The sequence below is a fragment of the Paraburkholderia eburnea genome, assembly GCF_002917095.1.
GTDB lineage: Bacteria > Pseudomonadota > Gammaproteobacteria > Burkholderiales > Burkholderiaceae > Paraburkholderia > Paraburkholderia eburnea.
The window spans coordinates 350,751-366,818 of the sequence record NZ_PQGA01000003.1; the positions used below are offsets into that span (position 1 = coordinate 350,751).

Below are 16,068 nucleotides of genomic sequence, written 5' to 3' on the forward strand. Positions count from 1 at the left end.
GTTGCGCAGGCAACCGTTGCAAGCAACAAAAAAGCCGCCTGTGGGCGGCTTTTTTGCTTCCAGCGCGACGCGTGCTCTGCGACCAGAAACACGCGCGGCGTCGAATGAATTCGGCTTAATGCCAGTGTCCCGGAGGGCCGCCGTGATCGTAGCCATGGCCACGGCCCGGACCGTAACCACCGCCGTGATGGCGATACCAGTCATCGCGGGCCCAGTAGCGGCGGCCGTCCCAGTAACGATCACCGTGCCAGCCAATCACGATCGCCGGCGCGGCGTACACCGGTGCGGGCTGATAGACGACGGGCGGCGGCGGCGGAGCATAGACCGGCTGCGGAGCGACATAAACCGGGGCCGGAATACCGATGTTGACACCGACGCTCACGCCAGCGAAGGCCGCGCTCGACGCACCGATAGCCAAGCCCCCGAGCAGCATTGCAACAACACGAGCGAACTTCATGGACTCACCTTTTGGGGTTGATGTTTTGTTGAAGCCAATATAGCGCAGGCTCCCCAGCCCGCGTATTTCAACTTTGTAATAACTGATGCACAAAAGCACGCCGAACACACCTGGGTAACGTCTCGTTACATAGGACAGGTCGCCGCAACGCAGAGCCTGCGAAGAGGCCTCTTCCCGCCAGCATTCCAGCGTGCCCGCCGCATCAAGCGCAACCGTTTGCGCGAAGCACACGCCCGGTCCTGGATGCGGCGACCGGGAGGATATCATCGCTTTGCATCAAGCGTGAGTGCGCACGCAGCCTATATTCGAGCGCGTATCTCGCAGGTGCCGCGCAACCCTACGAACGCATACGATATGCCTGCCGAATCGCTTACAGAGGTGCTTCCAGCAGATTTCGCAAGCGCACTTGCGTCGCAACCGTCACCTGCAATTTAATTCGGATTCCAGATTAAATTGCGGTCGCATGACTTGCGCGTGTTTGCGCCAGAACACTTCGAATTTGCGGAGAGGAGGAAAAGCGTCGCACTCCTATTGGAGTGCACTGCCACATTTGCCGTAGAGGCAGCGAGTACACCGTGAGCCGCTCGCCGAACGACATCCGGAAAAAGAAAAACCCCGCAAGCCTAGACTTGCGGGGTTTCCACCGCCATTACTGGCGGAGACGGAGGGATTCGAACCCTCGATCCAGGTTTTGGCCCAGATGCTCCCTTAGCAGGGGAGTGCCTTCGACCTCTCGGCCACGTCTCCCGAAAACCTCGTTGGCGCCAGGGAGGCAGCGCAACGAAGCCAAGATAATAGCGGGTTAAAGTCAGTCGGTCAATTCATAAGACGCTTTTTTGCAAACTTTTTTCTGCAAGTGCGCAGACCGGTTCAAACCACGTCGCGCGCAGCGTCCGGATAACGGACCGACTGTCACGCCGCCATCACATCAAGCCTGTTCCAGCTCGAATGCCTTGTGCAGCGCGCGCACTGCGAGCTCCATGTACTTCTCGTCGATCAGCACCGAGATCTTGATTTCCGACGTCGAGATCATCTGGATGTTGATGCCCTCTTCCGAAAGCGTGCGGAACATCTTGCTCGCCACGCCCACATGCGAGCGCATACCCACACCGACCACCGAGACCTTCGAGACCTTCGCGTCGCCGAGCACCTTCTCCGCGCTCACATGACCCTGCACGGTGTTCGTGAGGACATCCACGGCGCGCTGATAATCGCCGCGCGGCACCGTGAACGTGAAGTCGGTCTTGCCGTCCACGCTCTGGTTCTGGATGATCATGTCGACGTCGATGTTCGCATCCGCCACCGGGCCGAGGATCTGATACGCGATGCCGGGCTTGTCGGGCACGCCCGCCACGATGATGCGGGCCTCGTCGCGCTGGAACGCGATACCCGAGATGACTGCTTTTTCCATGGTCTCGTCTTCTTCAAAAGTAATCAGGGTGCCCGACTTCATTTCCGCGTCGAGGTCCATCATCGGGTCGGTCAGGCTGGAGAGCACGCGCGTCTTCACCTGATACTTGCCCGCGAATTCGACCGAGCGGATCTGCAGCACCTTCGAGCCGAGGCTGGCCATTTCCAGCATCTCTTCGAACGTGATGCGATCGAGCCGCCGTGCGTCGTCCACCACGCGCGGATCGGTCGTGTAGACGCCGTCCACGTCGGTGTAGATGAGGCATTCCTCGGCCTTGAGCGCGGCCGCGACCGCGACCGCCGACGTGTCCGAGCCGCCGCGGCCGAGCGTGGTGATGTGGCCTTCGGGGTCGATGCCCTGGAAGCCCGTGATCACGACCACCTTGCCGGCGTCGAGATCGGCCAGCACGCGTTCGCCGTCGATGTCGTTGATGCGCGCCTTCGTGAAGGCGCTATCCGTCTTGACGGGCACTTGCCAGCCGGTGTAGCTGATGGCGTCCACGCCCGCTTCCTGCAGCGCGATCGAGAGCAGACCGACGCTCACCTGTTCGCCGGTCGACGCAATCATGTCGAGCTCGCGCGGGTTCGGCTGCGGCGAAATTTCTTTCGCGAGACCGAGCAGACGATTGGTTTCGCCGGACATCGCCGAGGGCACGACGACCATCTTGTGGCCGGCCTTGTGCCATTTGGCAACGCGCTTGGCAACGTTCTTGATGCGCTCGACCGAGCCCATCGAGGTGCCGCCGTATTTGTGTACGATGAGTGCCATTGTCGTTCTGAACTGGAGATGTTACCGCGCTGGCGCACCAAAGACGGCGCAGCCGGAAAGGCCGGTGAGGACGCGATTAGCGAATACGACCAGGGAACCGGACCGCGGCAGCGGCTTGGCGCGTGCAGCACACGCGGAATTTGCCCCGGAACCGCGAAGCCATGGAGGTTCGCGCGCTCCGCCCGCACACCGCTACGACGTCCTTGCAACCGTCGGATACCGCTCGAAGGAGAAATCGCGCTTTCAGGGAATGCACCGCTTTTGACGGCGTCCGTGAACGCGAAAAAGCGGGCTGGACAAACAACTTACCCTACCCGATCAAGGTCGAAATTACAAGACCAAATTGGCCGACGAGGAGCCAAAAAGGCTTGTGGGGCAAGGATTTGCGGCGATCCGGCGACAATGCCGACGTGCGGGCGATGTGAGGCAACAACAGGTTCGTGGGCAGTCCGGCAAAAATGACCTGCCCGGGGCGGCTCAGGCGATCTGCAGATCCTCGCGCCATTCGATGCGGCGCCAGGGTTGCGGAGGCGTCATGCCGTGCTCCCCCAGCACCGAACGGTTCACGCCGATGCGGGGCACGAACAGCAGCGTCTCGCCACTGTAAAGCAGCGGCACGTCGCGCTCCCACGCAGGCACGCCGCGCGACTGGAACAGGTTCTTTAGCGTGCGGCTCAGATTCGCGGCTTCGTCGCGCAGACGCTCACCGCCTTCGCGCGCCCTCGCCACGAGCGGCGCGCGCCGCAGCACGGACTCGGGCACGGCATCGGGATCGCTTTCATCGGCGACTGCGAAAACATAGGTGCCGCGCCACTGCGGCAGGCGCCAGATCTCCTCGCCACGCCAGATCAACTGCATGGGTTCGCGTTGCACGCCCTCGCCCGGCGTCTGCGCAACGGCCGCGGGGACCAGGGCATCCCAGAACACTTCGCCGCGATAACAGCGCAGCGCGCGCCCCGCATGATCGACGCGTAGCGCGTGGCCCTCGCCTTCGCGCGCGGTCTCGCGCAACTGCCGCAAGGCATCGGCAAGCCGCGCCGTGGACGCCGCCGGCAAGCCGAGTGTGCGCATCCAGTAGCGCAGCAGATTGAGCGCGCGCGCATCGTCCAGCGCGACCACGGCGGCGTGCGAAAGCGCATTGGCGCCACTGGCGCGGGCCGCGAGCAGATCGCCCCGCGCAAGCTCGTCCAGCAGTCCTTGCGCCGACGCGGCATGCGCCGCCGTGCGCGCGAGCGCTTCGCGAAAGCCCGGAAAATGCGCGGAAAGCGCGGGCATCACGTCATGGCGCAAGGCATTGCGCGCGTAGCGCGTATCGGCGTTCGACTCGTCTTCGATCCAGCGCAGGTCGCAGGCGTGCGCGTAGCGCTCCAGTTGCGCGCGCAACAAACCCAGCAGCGGCCGCACGCGCGTCACACCACCCGCGACCTCGCGCACGGGCGCCATCGCGGCGAGTCCAGCGAGACCCGCGCCGCGCAGCAATTGGAGCAAGACGGTTTCAGCCTGATCGTCGGCGTGCTGGGCAAGCCAGAGCGCCTGCACGCCGTGCGCGGCGCACATCGCATCGAGCGCCCGATAGCGCGCGTCGCGCGCCGCCGCTTCCACGCCTGCCGCGTCGTCGGGTGCGACGTCCACCCGGCGCGCGTCGAAGCTCACGCCGTAGGCCCGCGCCGTGGCGTCGCAGTGCGCGAGCCACGCATCGGCATTCGGGCTCAGACCGTGATGGACATGGAACGCGACAAGGCGGTCCGCGCCCACCATCCGCACAGCCGCATCGAGCAGCACCGACGAATCGAGGCCGCCGCTGTAGGCGACGGCAATGCGCGCATCGCCGGGCAGCGCAGAAAGCACAACGCCGAGCGCGTCGCGAACGATGCGCCCGGCGTCGGAACCGGAATCAGACTCGGGATGGGCAGTCACGGCGTGACGTCGAGCACCTTACGCGCCCGGCGTCGTTTCCTTGTACTTGCCGTAAGCCATGAGGCGCTCGAAGCGACGCTCCTTAAGCTCGGCGATGCTCATACCCTGGAACTGGCGCAGCGAATCGGACAGTGCGCGGCGCAGCAGCGCGGCCATGCCCTTCGGATCGCGGTGCGCGCCGCCCAGCGGCTCGTTGACGATCTTGTCGATCAGGCCCAGCGCCTTCAGGCGGTGCGCCGTGAGGCCCAGCGCTTCGGCGGCTTCGGGCGCCTTGGCGGCGCTCTTCCACAGAATCGACGCGCAGCCTTCCGGCGAGATCACCGAGTACGTCGAGAACTGCAGCATCATGACCGTGTCGGCCACGGCGATCGCGAGCGCGCCGCCCGAACCGCCTTCGCCGATGATCGTCGTGATGATCGGCGTCTTGAGCTCGGCCATCACGTACAGGTTGTGACCGATCGCCTCGGACTGGCCGCGCTCTTCCGCGCCGATGCCAGGGTACGCGCCAGGCGTGTCGACGAACGTGAAGATCGGCAGGCCGAATTTTTCGGCGAGGCGCATCAGGCGCTCGGCCTTGCGATAGCCTTCCGGGCGCGGCATACCGAAGTTACGCGCGGCGCGCTCCTTCGTGTCGCGGCCCTTCTGATGGCCGATGATCATGCAGGGCTGGCCGTTGAAACGCGCGAAACCGCCCACGACGGAGAGGTCGTCCGCGAACGAGCGGTCGCCGTGAAGTTCGTGGAAATCGGTGAACAGCTCGTTCACATAGTCGAGCGTGTACGGGCGTTGCGGATGACGTGCGATCTGCGAAACCTGCCACGGGCTCAGGTTCGCGTAGAGGTCCTTCGTGAGCTGCTGGCTCTTCTTCGACAGGCGATCGATCTCTTCCGAAATATCGACGGCCGAGTCGTCCTGAACGAAGCGCAGTTCTTCGATCTTCGCTTCGAGTTCAGCGATCGGCTGTTCGAAATCCAGAAACGTGGTTTTCATGTGTTGGAATCCTTGCACTTTGCGGCAGCGCGTATTCTAACCGCGCCGGCCGGGATCGAAATCGGATCGGAACTATCGAATTCAGATAGCGATAGGAAAATTCTGATGCAATTGGGAACCGCTTAAGAGGGCCGGGCCGCAGCGCCCGCCACGTGGCGCGATCCCGGGCCTGACCCGGCGCTTAAGCGTGTTCGAGGCTGCGCCACATATACCACGTTGCGACGGTTCGCCACGGCTCCCAGTTGGCCGCCACTTCGCGCGCTTCGCTGCGCGTGACGGGCTCGCCGCTGAAGTAGTTGACGCTGATCGCCTGGATGAGGCCGAGATCGTCGAGCGGCAGCACGTTCGGGCGCGCGAGATTGAAGATCAGGAACATCTCGGCGGTCCAGCGTCCGATGCCGCGAATGGCCGTGAGTTCGGCAATCACGTCCTCGTCGTCCATCGTGGTCCACTTGCCCACGTGGAGCGCGCCCGACACGAAATGCTGCGCGAGATCGAGGATGTATTCCGTCTTGCGCTTCGAAAGCCCGCAGGCGGCGAGTTTCTCGTGGCCGAGCTTGATGAACTGCTGCGGCACGAGCTTCGGGCACGCGGCCTCGACGCGCTTCCACAGCGCCTGCGCCGCCGCCGTCGAAATCTGCTGGCCGACCACCGAGCGCGCGAGCGTGACGAACGGATCGTCGCTGCTCATCAGATGCACGGGACCGAACTTCGGAATCAGCTTCTTAAGAATACGGTCGCGCTTGACGAGATCCGCGCAGGCCTTGTCCCAATAGTCGGGGCGCACGACTTCATGCTCCGCGTCGCTCCCGGGTGCGGCTGCCGCCTGCACGGCGTCGCCCGACGCAGCGCTCTCCTGCGCGGCAGGCATGACGCCCGTGCCGTCGATGACGGCGCCATTGATCTTTGCGCGCGACGGCTTCGCCGCGCCATTGAACGCATGCGCGTGAGCATCCGGTTGCGCCTTCGCGCCGCGGCCGGAACCCGTCTTCGCCATGCCTTTCGTCACGCCGGCCGCCTTGGCGGCTTCGGCTTCCTGTTGCGACGTGAGCGCACCACCGCGCGCCGCACGTCGTGCGGCCGGGCTCGTTTCGTCGCCCGCCGCGCCCGTTAGCGACACAGACCGCCTGGCCTGCGTCTTCGTGGCCGTTGCCATCCTGCCTCCTGCCTCGCGAATCGATCAGTGGAAACTGGACAGCCCGCTTAGACGCGGCGCCACTCGGTCAATCCGCCCGGTTTGTCTTCGAGCGCGACACCGGCATCGAGCAGTTCGGCCCGGATCCGGTCCGCCTCCGCATACTGTTTCGCCTGCTTCGCGGCCGTGCGTGCGGCAATCTTCGCCTCGATCCCGGCGCTATCGAGCGCGCCTGCCGCATCGAGCGCGCCCGCGCCCTGCTGCAGGAACGCACGCGGCTCGCGCACGAGCACGCCAAGCACGCGCGCGAGGCGCTGCAACTGACGCGCCAGCACGGCGTCGCCCGTGCGATTCACCTCGCTGGCCAGTTCGAACAGCACGGAGATGGCGACAGGCGTGTTGAAGTCGTCATTCATCGCCGCGCTAAAACGCTGCGCGTGCGCTTCGTTCCAGTCGAGCTCACCCGCATCCGGCGTCACATCCTTGAGCGCCGTATAGAGCCGCGTGAGCGCGTTGCGCGCGTCGTCGAGATGCACGTCGCTGTAATTCAGCGGCGAACGATAATGCGCGCGCGCCATGAAAAACCGCACCACTTCGGCGTCGTACTTCGTCAGCACTTCGCGGATCGTGAAGAAGTTGCCGAGCGACTTCGACATCTTCTCGTTGTCGATATTGACGAAGCCGTTGTGCATCCAGTAGTTGACGAACTTCTCGCCGGTCGCGCCTTCGCTCTGCGCGATTTCGTTCTCATGGTGCGGGAACTGCAGATCCTGACCGCCGCCATGAATGTCGAAATGCTCGCCAAGCAGCGTGCAACCCATCGCCGAACATTCGATGTGCCAGCCAGGACGGCCGCGACCGTACTTCGAGTCCCAGCTCGTGTCGGCCGGCTCTTGCGGTTTTGCCTGTTTCCACAGCACGAAGTCAAGCGGATCCTGCTTGGCATCGTTCGTGGCCACACGCTCGCCCGAGCGCAGGTCTTCGAGCGACTTGCCCGAGAGCGCGCCGTAGCGCGCGAACTTGCGCACCGCGTAATTCACGTCGCCGTCCGCGCCCTGGTAGGCGTAGCCGTTCTTTTCCAGCGTGCCGATCATGTCGAGCATCTGCGGGATGTAGTGCGTGGCGCGCGGCTCGTGATCGGGACGCTCGATGCCGAGCGCATCCGCATCTTCATGCAGCGCCGCGATGTAGCGGTCGGTGAGCGCCTTGATGGTTTCGCCGTTTTCCACCGCGCGACGAATGATCTTGTCGTCGATGTCGGTGATATTGCGCACATAGGTCACCTGGTAACCGAGGGTGCGCAGCCAGCGCTGCACGATATCGAACACCACCATCACACGCGCGTGGCCAACGTGACAATAGTCGTACACCGTCATACCGCAGACGTACATGCGTACGACACCGGGTTCGAGTGGCACGAAATTTTGCTTGTCACGCGCGAGCGTGTTGTAGATGCGCAGTGATTCCATAAAGACGGTGGATACGTGGGTCGAAAGAAATCCGCAGCAGCGCCGACAGCAGCCCGAGGGTGCCAGGCACCGCTTTGCTCGAGGCTGCGTACAGTCGCGCTCAATCAGTCATCAGGGCGGAGACGACCACGAGTGGCGAAAGAAAGCCGGGCATTTCGCGGGAGCCGATCGTCCGGAATCGGGACTGCAACGAACCGGAACAGGCGCTCAACCAGCGCGCAGCCAAAGCGCGCGACGAAACGCACAGACCTTTTGTTAGAATGGCTCGGAGTATAACACCGCGACCTCACCCTATGAAATCTTCCAGCGGCCGCGCGCCTCGCGCTGCGACCTTTGCCATGGCGGCTCTCGCGAGTGTCGCGATCGTCCTTTGCGGCGCTCGCGCAGCGCTCGCGGCGCCCCCTGCGACGGCCGATGGCACGCCCGGCGCCGACACCGCGATTGCCCAGCACAACTGGGCCACGGCACTCACGGAACTCGACGCGCGCATCAAGTCGAACCCGCGCGACGTGCAGGCGAAATTCAAGCGCGCGACCATCCTCGCGCGTCTCGGCCGCGACGACGACGCAATCGTTGCGTTCACCGAACTCACACAGACTTACCCCGAGCTGCCCGAGCCGTATAACAATCTCGCGGCGCTCTACGCGAAGCACGGCCGCTACGACGAAGCGCGCATTGCACTGGAGACGGCGACCAAGGCCAATCCGTCGTACACGCTCGCCTGGGAAAACCTCGGCGACCTGTATCTGCGTCTGGCCTCGGCTTCCTACCGCCGCGCGAGCACGCTCGGCCACACGAGCGGCGCGACCCAGCAGCGCCTCGCCGACATCGACAAGATCGTCAACCCGCCGGCCAGCGGCAAGACCGCACACGCCGCCGCTGCCGCGCCGGACGCCGGCGCGACGCGCGTGGGCCCGATGCTCGACAATCCGGTGTATCAGTTCGGCGGCTCGACCGGATCGCTCGCGATGCCGCCCTTCATGGCGCCGTCGAACTAAAGCCGCCGCGCACAGGTGCAGTCAAAGCCGCGGTCAAAACCCGCGGCGCGTTTCGACAAGTTTTTCCCGTACTTCCGAGGATACAAATGAAATGGTTGATGTTGGCGCTCGGCAGCGCCGCCCTGATCGCGAACGCGCCCGCTTTTGCGCAGTCGGCCCCCCAGGCCCAGACCGCGCATCCGCAGGTGCTGATCAAGACCAGTGAAGGCGACATTCGCGTCGAGCTCTACCCCGAGAAAGCGCCGAAGACCGTCGACAATTTCCTCCAGTACGTGAAGGCCGGCCAGTACAACGGCACGATCTTCCATCGCGTGATTCGCGGCTTCATGATCCAGGGCGGCGGCTACACGACGAGCTTCGTCGAGAAACCCACGCGTGCGCCGATCCCGCTCGAAAGCAAAAACGGCCTGAAGAACCAGACCGGCACGCTGGCGATGGCGCGCACGAGCGACCCGAATTCGGCGACCGCGCAGTTCTTCATCAACACGGTGGATAACGCCAACCTCGACTATCCGAATCCGGACGGCAACGGCTATGCGGTGTTCGGCAAGGTCACCCAGGGCATGGATGTCGTGAAGAAGATCGAAGCGGCGCCCACCACGTCGCGCGGCCCGATGTCCGATGTGCCGCAAAAGGAAATCGTGATCCAGTCGGCCACGCTGGTCGGCAGGTAATCAACGGCTGAAAGGCCAGCTCCCCCATTCTCCGCGCGGCGCGGCACCGGTACACGCGAAGGCCTACGTCCCGCCTCGTACCGGCACTGCGCCGCCCCACTCCCCCAGCCACAGGCAAAGGATTCCATCATGGTCGAACTGCATACGAACCACGGCGTCATCAAGCTCGAACTCAACGCCGAGAAGGCACCGAAGACGGTCGCCAACTTCCTCGAATACGTCAAGAGCGGCCACTACGACGGCACGGTGTTCCACCGCGTCATCGACGGCTTCATGATCCAGGGCGGCGGCTTCGAAGCAGGCATGAAACAAAAGCCCACGCAGGCGCAGATCGAAAACGAAGCCAACAACGGCCTGAAGAACGAGCGCGGCACGATCGCCATGGCGCGCACGAACGATCCGCACTCGGCATCGGCACAGTTCTTCATCAACGTCGCCGACAACGACTTCCTGAACCACTCGTCGCCGACGCCGCAAGGCTGGGGCTACGCCGTGTTCGGCAAGGTCGTCGACGGTCTTGACGTGGTCGAGAAGATCAAGTCGGTCAAGACGGGCTCGAAGGGCTTCCACCAGGACGTGCCGGTCGACGACGTCGTGATCGAGAAGGCTGTCATCGTCGAATAATCCCGACTCCAGCCACACAAGCGACTTAAGCGATTCAACACACAGGCGCACGCTTCATCGATGCTGCAGGAAAAGACACGGGGACTGGGGATGGCCGCCGCGGGCGTGCCCGGCGAGGGCAAACGTCCGCATGCGGCACGTCCCTTCCTGTTCATTTCCGACCTGCATTTGAGCGAAGCGATTCCGCGCACGGTCGCCGCGTTCGAGCACTTCATCCGTGTATCGGCCGATCAGGCCGACTCGGTGTTCATACTCGGCGACCTCTTCGAATACTGGATCGGCGACGACATGCTCGCCGAACCGTTTGTCGCGCGCATGACCGCGCTGATGCATACGCTCTCCGAGCGCGGCATCGCGCTCTACATCATGCACGGCAACCGCGACTTCCTGATGGGCAAGCGCTTCATGAAAGCGGCGGGCGCGATCTGGCTGCCTGACCCCATCGCCATCACCGCGTTCGGCACGCGTATCGCGCTTGCGCACGGCGACGCGCTGTGCACCGACGATCGCGGCTATCAACTCTTTCGCAAGCTCGCGCGCAACCGGCTCGCGCAACTGCTGTTTCTCGCGTGGCCGTTTCGCTGGCGCCGGGCGCTGGCCGAACGCATGCGCCGCAAGAGCGAAGCCGGGCGCGAGCGGCCCGCCTCGGCCACCCTGTCGGCCACCCCGCCGGCCAACGCGAAATACGACGTCACCGCCAAAGGCGTGGCGGCGCTCTTCAAGCGCGCTCGCGCGAACACAATCATTCACGGGCATACGCATCGGCCCTCACGCCATACGGAACCTGGCGGCACGCGCTGGGTGCTGCCCGACTGGGAACTCGATCACGGCACGCCGCGCGGCGGCTATCTGCGCGTGGATGCCGAAGGGTTCAGGATGCTGCCGCTCGATTGAGCCGGGATCAGGCCTGGATGACCCGCGCACGAAATGAAAACAGCCGCTCGAAGCGGCTGTTTTTTGTTGATCTTAAAATGGATCAGACGTGCGCTGACACGTCTTCCTGAGCCTTCGCCGATTCCTGCGCGATCACCTCGCCCGCAAGGCCGGCCGACAGCCGGCGCAACTCGACGAGCGCCGCGTCCGCGCCATGCAGTGCCTCAAGACGAGCGCCCAGCCGCTCAAGCGCGGCGACGATCGCATCGACGCGCTGCGTCTGCGTGGCGGCATGATCGATCAGGCCGTGAATGGCCAGCGACACGGGATCGTCCGCGTTCGGCGTGATGCCGTAGGCGCAGAAGCCCTCGCGCGCGGACGTCGGCTTCGGCTGCTCCGCCGTGCTCTTTGCGGGCGCGATGATCCGCGCCGGATTGCCGACCGCGGTGCCGCCCGCCGGCACCGGCTTGACGACCACGGCGTTCGAGCCAATCTTGGCCTGCGCGCCCACCGTGAATCCGCCCAGCACCTTCGCGCCCGCGCCGACGATCACACCGGGGCCGAGCGTCGGATGCCGTTTCGCGCCGCGCGTAAGCGACGTGCCGCCGAGCGTCACGCCCTGATAGATGGTGCAGTCGTCGCCCACTTCCGCCGTCTCGCCGATCACGACGCCCATGCCGTGATCGATGAACACGCGCCGTCCGATGGTCGCGCCGGGGTGAATTTCGATGCCGGTCAGAAAGCGCGCGAGCTGCGAGACATAGCGGGCGAGCCAGCGGCGCTTCGCCCGCCAGCAGGCGTGGGCGAAGCGATGCAGCACGAGTGCGTGCAGACCCGGATAACAGGTCAGGACTTCCCAGGCGCTGCGGGCGGCGGGATCGCGCTCGCGGATCGTGGCGATGTCTTCGCGAAGTCTCTTGAACATGACAGTCACACGCTGGACGTGAGGAACATGGGGATGAGGCGGCCACGCGTCGCGGACGTGAATCCGGCGCGCGGCTCGCAAACGGCATTGGACTGGGCTTGGACCCGGGCATTGGACCCGAGGGTCTTAGCAGCCGTGCCGATTTGCTTATGATGTGAAATCGATTGTAGGCGAAAGTCGCGCGCTGGCCGCGAAGCCCCCGCGTCCAGCAAGGTTGGAGCTGGAACGCCGGCGCGGCGGCCTTGCTGCGGCTCGATAGCCGCCTATTTGTCGCTGTCCGTGCCCTTGAGCATCAAGATGTGCTTGGCGATGCCGCGCACGATATTGACCTCTTCGCGCTCCAGGCCCGAGCGCGCGAAGAGCCGCCGCAGACGCGACATCAGCTTCTTCGGATTGGCCGGATCGAGAAAATCGAGCGCGATCAGCGCATTTTCGAGGTGCACGTACATCCGCTCGATGTCGTCGCTGGTGGCGAGCGGCGTCCCCGTGCCAGCCGTGCCCGACGCCGCTGCACCACCGGCTGCGGGCAACGCCGCGCCCGCGCCGCCTTCGTCGAGATAGGCCAGGCGCAATTCATAAGCGAGCACCTGCACCGCCTGGGCGAGATTGAGCGAGCTATAAGCCGGATTGGCCGGAATATGCGCAAGCGCGCTGCAACGCTCGACATCCTCGTTCGACAGCCCCGTGCGCTCGTTGCCGAACACCAATGCGATGTCGCCGTGCGCGACCTGGCGGCAGGCGTCCTGGACCGCGTGGCGCGGGGCGGCGGGCGGCGGCCCGTACTCGCGCATACGCGCCGTGAGCGCGAGCGACCAGTGCGTGCCCGCCAGCGCATCGGCGAGAGTCGGGACGATGTGGGCGGCGGCCAGCACGTCGTCGGCGCCGCTCGCCATGGCGATCGCCTCGGGATCGAGCTGGACCTGCGCCACGCGCGGCGCAACCAGTACGAGCCGCGAGAAGCCCATGGTCTTGATCGCGCGCGCCGCCGCGCCGACGTTGCCGGGGTGGCTCGGCTCGACCAGCACGAAGCGCGTGGAGGTGAAACCGCCGCGCAGCGGCTCGTGGGCGTCGCCGGTGGCGTGCTGCGATGGGTCGAAGTGGTCGGATTGTGATTCGGCGGGGTGGACCAAGATGAATCTCGAAGAGCGGCGTAAGGAATCTGCTATGTTAGCGCGCCTTGCGCACATGGCCTATCCGGTCAGGCGGCGGCGGTATCCCATGTCATTCGCATATTCCCCGCGCACATCCAGCCCAGATGGCCAGGACTCGGGTAAAATGCGAGGTTCGCGCGCGTTTTCTCGACCAATTGATCAATGAAGGTCAATGAAACCACCGCGCCCCGCTCTTATCCAATTCGTCTCCGTTGGCGGGACAGTGCCGCCAGGCCGCGCAGCTCGAACGCGCGGCTTGCGCCCTGTCCAATCGTTAGACGCTTTTATCTTCGGCACCCCCGTGCGCCGCGCCGCCTCGCGCGCGCCGGACAACAAGGATCCAGGCTCATGCATCCCATGCTCAACATCGCTGTCAAGGCCGCGCGCCGCGCCGGACAGATCATCAACCGCGCATCGCTCGACCTCGACCTCGTGCAGGTCGCGAAGAAGCAGCATAACGATTTCGTCACGGAAGTCGACAAGGCGGCCGAAGCCGCCATCATCGAAACCCTCAAGACCGCCTACCCCGATCACGCGATCCTCGCCGAAGAATCGGGCCAGTCGGACAACGAGTCGGAATACCAGTGGATCATCGATCCGCTCGACGGCACCACCAACTTCATCCACGGCTTCCAGTACTACTGCGTGTCGATCGCCCTCGTGCACCGTGGCGTCATCACGCAGGCCGTCGTCTATGACCCGACCCGCAACGACCTGTTCACCGCCTCGCGCGGCCGCGGCGCGTTCCTGAACGACCGCCGCATCCGCGTGGGCCGCCGCGACCGTCTGGCCGACGGCCTGATCGGCACGGGCTTTCCGTTCCGCGAAAAGGACGGCCTCGACAGCTACTGCGAACTGTTCGCCGACATGACCAACGCCTGCGCCGGGCTGCGCCGCCCGGGCGCCGCCGCGCTGGATCTGGCGAACGTCGCCGCGGGCCGCATGGACGGCTTCTTCGAACAAGGCCTCAACCCGTGGGACGTGGCCGCGGGCGCCCTGCTCATCACGGAAGCCGGTGGTCTCGTCGGCAACTACACGGGCGATTCGGACTTCCTGCACATGGGCGAAGTGGTCGCGGGCAACCCGAAGATCTACGCGCAAATGGTGCCGATCCTCTCGAAGTACACGCGCATCAAGAAGGAAACGAAGGAAGCCTGAGTTCGGGTCCGAACGCAGGCATGACGTGGCCGGCCCGCTGCAGTCCGGGGCCGCCCATGTCACAATCGCCGGGACGTGGCTGAGGTTGCAGCCCGCTCCGATGCGTCAAGCGGCTTCGGCCGCTTTTTTGTTTCGCGCGCCAGCGCCTGGCGTCGCGGCCATGCCCGTTTCTCCCGTTTGCTCCATTCGCCCGATCCATCCCCCGGTCCACCCGCGATGAAAAAAGGCTTCTTCACGATCATCGCCGCGCAGTTCGTTTCGTCGCTCGCCGACAACGCGCTCCTGATTGCGGCAATCGCGCTGCTCACGGTGATTTCGTCGCCGGCCTGGGTCACGCCGCTGCTGCAGATCTTCTTTACCGTCTCTTACGTGCTGCTCGCGCCCTTCGTCGGCGCCTTCGCGGATGCGCTGCAAAAGCGCCACGTGATGTTCGTCTCGAACGCGCTCAAGGCCATCGGCTGCCTGATGATGATCGCGGGCGTGCATCCGATGCTCGCCTATGGCGTGGTGGGTTTCGGCGCCGCCGCCTACTCGCCCGCAAAGTACGGAATCCTCACCGAATTGCTGCCCGCCGAAAAACTCGTGGCCGCCAACGCGTGGCTCGAATCGGCGACGGTGCTCTCCACGATCGTCGGCACGATGATGGGCGGCGCGCTCGTCTCCACTTACGCCGAGCGCTTCGTCACCCACCATTCGCTGCCGCTGATCCACTCGGCCGCCGACCTCGCGATGCTCGCGACGATGATCACCTACGCGCTCGCCGCGCTCATCAACATCGGCATTCCGGACACGGGCGCGCGCTACGAAAACCGTCTCAAACAGCCTGGCCGTCTGGTCGCCGATTTCACGCACTGCTTCAATGTGCTGTGGGCCGACAAGCTCGCGCAGATCGCGCTGTGGGTCACGACGCTGATGTGGGGCGCGGCGGTCACGCTGCAATTGCTGGTGCTCAAATGGGCCGACGCGAATCTCGGCCTCTCGCTCTCGAAGGCCGCCGTGATGCAGGGCGTGACGGGACTCGGCATCGCGCTGGGCGCCGCTGCCGCCGCCGCATGGGTATCGCTGCGCGCATCGCTGCGCGTGCTGCCCGTGGGCGTGCTGTGCGGCGTGGTGTCGGTGGCCATGGCGTTCTACAGCAAGAACCTCTTTCCGGCGGGCGAAGGCGTGCGCATCGGCACCTTCGTCATGCCCTTCTATCTGCTGTTCGCGTATCCGCTGATGATTCTGCTCGGCACACTCGCAGGCTTTTTTATCGTGCCGATGAACGCGCTGCTCCAGCATCGCGGCGCGACCCTGCTTTCGGCGGGGCACTCGATCGCCGTGCAGAACTTCAACCAGAACCTCGCCGTGCTCCTGATGCTGGGGGCCTATGCGCTGCTGCTCACGGCGAAAATGCCGGTGCAGTGGATCATCGTCGTGTTCGGGATATTCGTGTCGGGGCTGATCTGGCTCGCCATGCGGCGCAGTGCGGCAAACGCGCGCACGGTCGATATGCAGGCGCTGGTGGACGAGTAACGC

General features: G+C 64.7%; 14 protein-coding genes and 1 tRNA gene. 6 read left to right on the plus strand and 9 right to left on the minus strand.

The genetic code is table 11. From position 1 onward, the window contains the following. Positions 1-115: 115 nt before the first annotated feature. The 7 genes from B0G62_RS09565 to cysS all read right to left on the minus strand — a co-directional run bounded on the left by B0G62_RS09565 (position 116) and on the right by cysS (position 8,147). Positions 116-457: a hypothetical protein gene (locus B0G62_RS09565; protein ID WP_103703942.1), complete on the minus strand. Its 342-nt coding sequence runs from the start codon at positions 455-457 to the stop codon at positions 116-118. Between the two features lie 653 nt (positions 458-1,110). Next, positions 1,111-1,204, minus strand: a tRNA-Ser gene (locus B0G62_RS09570). Positions 1,205-1,385: 181 nt separating this feature from the next. Next, a complete protein-coding gene (locus B0G62_RS09575) occupies positions 1,386-2,636 on the minus strand; it encodes an aspartate kinase (RefSeq protein WP_103703943.1) in 1,251 nt (416 codons plus the stop codon). A 477-nt stretch (positions 2,637-3,113) separates the two neighbouring features. After that, the gene (gene tilS / locus B0G62_RS09580; protein WP_103703944.1) at positions 3,114-4,553 is read right to left on the minus strand and encodes a tRNA lysidine(34) synthetase TilS; all 1,440 of its coding nucleotides are present in this window, start codon (positions 4,551-4,553) and stop codon (positions 3,114-3,116) included. An 18-nt stretch (positions 4,554-4,571) separates the two neighbouring features. After that, complete coding sequence (locus tag B0G62_RS09585; protein WP_103703945.1) at positions 4,572-5,543, minus strand: acetyl-CoA carboxylase carboxyltransferase subunit alpha; 972 nt, start codon at positions 5,541-5,543, stop codon at positions 4,572-4,574. Between the two features lie 181 nt (positions 5,544-5,724). After that, positions 5,725-6,699: a DNA-3-methyladenine glycosylase family protein gene (locus B0G62_RS09590; protein WP_103703946.1), complete on the minus strand. Its 975-nt coding sequence runs from the start codon at positions 6,697-6,699 to the stop codon at positions 5,725-5,727. Positions 6,700-6,746: 47 nt separating this feature from the next. Then, the gene (gene cysS, locus B0G62_RS09595; protein WP_103703947.1) at positions 6,747-8,147 is read right to left on the minus strand and encodes a cysteine--tRNA ligase; all 1,401 of its coding nucleotides are present in this window, start codon (positions 8,145-8,147) and stop codon (positions 6,747-6,749) included. A 293-nt stretch (positions 8,148-8,440) separates the two neighbouring features. Between cysS and B0G62_RS09600 the strand changes: the two genes are divergently transcribed. The 4 genes from B0G62_RS09600 to B0G62_RS09615 all read left to right on the plus strand — a co-directional run bounded on the left by B0G62_RS09600 (position 8,441) and on the right by B0G62_RS09615 (position 11,337). Beyond that, positions 8,441-9,145, plus strand: a complete 705-nt coding sequence (locus tag B0G62_RS09600; RefSeq protein WP_103703948.1) for a tetratricopeptide repeat protein — start codon at positions 8,441-8,443, stop codon at positions 9,143-9,145. Positions 9,146-9,231: 86 nt separating this feature from the next. Further along, the gene (locus B0G62_RS09605) at positions 9,232-9,819 is read left to right on the plus strand and encodes a peptidylprolyl isomerase (RefSeq protein ID WP_103703949.1); all 588 of its coding nucleotides are present in this window, start codon (positions 9,232-9,234) and stop codon (positions 9,817-9,819) included. Positions 9,820-9,948: 129 nt separating this feature from the next. Next, on the plus strand, positions 9,949-10,443 hold the full coding sequence (locus B0G62_RS09610) for a peptidylprolyl isomerase (RefSeq protein ID WP_103703950.1): 495 nt from the start codon (positions 9,949-9,951) through the stop codon (positions 10,441-10,443). A gap of 60 nt (positions 10,444-10,503) precedes the next feature. After that, complete coding sequence (locus B0G62_RS09615; RefSeq protein ID WP_181315544.1) at positions 10,504-11,337, plus strand: UDP-2,3-diacylglucosamine diphosphatase; 834 nt, start codon at positions 10,504-10,506, stop codon at positions 11,335-11,337. An 82-nt stretch (positions 11,338-11,419) separates the two neighbouring features. Here B0G62_RS09615 and cysE read toward each other — a convergent pair whose 3' ends face one another. Then, positions 11,420-12,241: a serine O-acetyltransferase gene (gene cysE / locus B0G62_RS09620; RefSeq protein ID WP_103703952.1), complete on the minus strand. Its 822-nt coding sequence runs from the start codon at positions 12,239-12,241 to the stop codon at positions 11,420-11,422. A gap of 263 nt (positions 12,242-12,504) precedes the next feature. Further along, entirely contained in the window at positions 12,505-13,296 is a 792-nt protein-coding gene (locus B0G62_RS09625; protein ID WP_407671123.1) for an RNA methyltransferase, read from the minus strand. A 444-nt stretch (positions 13,297-13,740) separates the two neighbouring features. On the opposite strand from B0G62_RS09625, the gene B0G62_RS09630 reads away from it, so the two are divergent. Together B0G62_RS09630 and lplT are read left to right on the plus strand one after the other, a co-directional pair. Next, entirely contained in the window at positions 13,741-14,550 is an 810-nt protein-coding gene (locus B0G62_RS09630) for an inositol monophosphatase family protein (protein ID WP_103703954.1), read from the plus strand. A gap of 216 nt (positions 14,551-14,766) precedes the next feature. Then, the gene (gene lplT / locus B0G62_RS09635; RefSeq protein WP_103703955.1) at positions 14,767-16,065 is read left to right on the plus strand and encodes a lysophospholipid transporter LplT; all 1,299 of its coding nucleotides are present in this window, start codon (positions 14,767-14,769) and stop codon (positions 16,063-16,065) included. The last annotated feature ends 3 nt before the right edge of the window (positions 16,066-16,068 follow it).